The sequence below is a fragment of the Rhodobacter maris genome (assembly GCF_900217815.1).
GTDB lineage: Bacteria > Pseudomonadota > Alphaproteobacteria > Rhodobacterales > Rhodobacteraceae > Rhodobacter > Rhodobacter maris.
The window spans coordinates 1-2181 of sequence record NZ_OBMT01000044.1 but is presented as its reverse complement, the minus strand read 5'-3'; the positions used below and the strand labels follow the sequence as shown (position 1 = coordinate 2181).

The following is a 2181-nucleotide window of genomic DNA, read 5'->3' as shown; positions in this document are numbered from 1 at the left end:
CAGGAGATCTCCGGGCTTTCGGGCGATACGGTCAAGGCCGCGCAGCAGGCGGGCGAGATGCTCGGCCGTCTGGTGCCCGACATCCAGCGCACCGCGGAACTCGTGGCGGAGATCTCGAACGCCAGCCAGGAGCAGAATGCGGGGGCCTCGCAGATCAACGTCGCGATCCAGCAGCTCGACAAGGTCACGCAGCAAAACACCTCTGCGTCGGAAGAAATTGCCGCCACCGCCGAGGAGCTCGAAAGCCAGTCCTCGCAGCTGCAGAAAGTGATCGGTTACTTCCGCGTCAAGATGAGCGACACGGTGAGCAAGGGCGCTCAGGGGGCTGATGGGCGCAAGCGTCGTGCCGCCCGGATGAAGGACGAGAGCGCGTCCAGCGGCGCTGCGGCGGGGCGTAGCCGCGGCGGGTTCGCGCTCGACATGGATGCCGAGGCGGAACTCGACAGCCAGTTCATGCGCAGCAGCGCTGCCTGAGCTTTGTCAAAGAGTTGCCGGCCGCCTCAGGCGGCCGGTCCGCACAGTCCCCGGGAGACCGAGCATGGCAGATCAGACCCAATATGTAACCCTCGGCGCCGCTGACAGCCTGTTTGCGGTGCCGGTCGCGCGGGTGCAGCAGATCCTTGAAACGCAATCCGTTGCTGTGATGCCGCAGGCGCCGGCGGATTTCATTGGCATGATCGACGTGCGCGGCCAGAGCGTGCCGGTGATCGACCTGCGGCTGCGCCTTGCGTTACCGACCGCGGCAGACACCCACAACACCCGCATCATTGTGCTTGAGGCCTCCATCGGCGGCAGCCTGCGCTGGCTCGGGTTGAAGACCGACCGCGTGTTCGAGGTCACGGCACTCGACGAGGAAGCGCTCGAACCCCCGCCCGAGGTCGGCGCTGCCTGGCGCAGCGATTATGTGGCGGGTGTCGGCCGGCGCAACGGGAGTTTCGTGACCGTGATCGATCTTGATCGGCTCTTTGCCGGTGCGGGCGAAACGCCCGGACCGAGGGGGCTTGCCGCCTGAGGGAAGGCGTCAGAGATGACGCCGGGTGGGATCGGTCGCCCGGCCCGGTACAGATAACCAGTTCAGAGAGCTTTCGATGTCTTTCCACACGACTGTCGACAGGGGGCGTTCCCAGCATGCGCCGTCCGATCACCTTGCCGAACGCGATTTCAACCGGATCGCCGAGCTGATCAATGGCAAGACCGGGATCCGTCTGCCGCCGGGCAAGCGCACGATGATCGAGGCGCGGCTGCGCAAGCGGGTCAGGGCACATGGCATGGCAAATATGGAGGCTTATTGCCGCTTCCTGTTCGACGAGGGCGGGCTCGAAACGGAAGCATCGCATCTGGTCGATGTCGTCACCACCAACAAGACCGATTTCTTCCGCGAGCCCGACCATTTCCGGTTCCTCGCCGGGCCGGGGATCGCAGCGCTGATGACGCAGCATCAGCATGAGCGGTCTCCCCATCTGCACTTCTGGAGCGCGGCCAGCTCGAATGGGGCCGAGGCCTATACGCTCGCGATGGTCCTCTCCTCGCTTATCGATCGCAACCGGCGCTTCGACTTTTCGATCCTCGGCACCGATATTTCCACCGCCATGCTGCGCCACGCGCATCGGGCGGTCTATCCGAGCGATTTCGTTGCCCCGGTTCCGGGGCAGATGCGTCACCGCTACCTTCTTCAAGCGCGCGATCCGCGCCAGAACGAGGTCCGGATCGTTCCGGAACTGCGTGAACGGGTGCGCTTTGCCCATCTCAACCTGATGGACCGCACCTACCCGTTCGAGCACCATTTCGACGTGATTTTTCTGCGCAATGTGCTGATCTATTTCGAGCGCGAGGTGCAGGTGGCCGTGACGCGCCGCCTCATCAGCCATCTGCGGCCGGGCGGCTATCTGTTCGTCGGCCATTCCGAAACTTCAGTCGCCTATGATCTGCCGGTGCGTCAGGTTGCGCCGGCCATTTTTCAATTGCAGTGAGGGTGCGATGAGCAATGCAGGTTCCGCCAAGGGCAAGCGTTACCGAGTTCTGATCGTTGACGATTCCGCTTCGGTGCGGCGCGCGCTGACGGAGATCATCGAAAGCGATCCCGGCTTTGAGGTGATGGGCACCGCGGGCGATCCCTATGTCGCGGCCGAGCGCATCTCCCGCGAGGTGCCCGATGTGATGATCCTTGATATCGAGATGCCG

Annotated in this window: 3 protein-coding genes and 1 pseudogene; all 4 read left to right on the top strand. The window is 64.0% G+C overall.

Annotated features, from left to right (window positions below; all coding sequences use genetic code 11):
- Nucleotides 1-474 (top strand): annotated as a pseudogene (locus CRO22_RS18420) (methyl-accepting chemotaxis protein); the annotation flags it as partial.
- A 64-nt stretch (nucleotides 475-538) separates the two neighbouring features.
- The gene (locus tag CRO22_RS18415; protein WP_097071592.1) at nucleotides 539-1012 is read left to right on the top strand and encodes a chemotaxis protein CheW; all 474 of its coding nucleotides are present in this window, start codon (nucleotides 539-541) and stop codon (nucleotides 1010-1012) included.
- A gap of 76 nt (nucleotides 1013-1088) precedes the next feature.
- Entirely contained in the window at nucleotides 1089-1970 is an 882-nt protein-coding gene (locus CRO22_RS18410) for a CheR family methyltransferase (RefSeq protein WP_097071591.1), read from the top strand.
- 7 nt (nucleotides 1971-1977) lie between these two features.
- Nucleotides 1978-2181: response regulator (locus CRO22_RS18405; RefSeq protein WP_141399496.1), on the top strand; the 204-nt coding region annotated here is incomplete at its 3' end.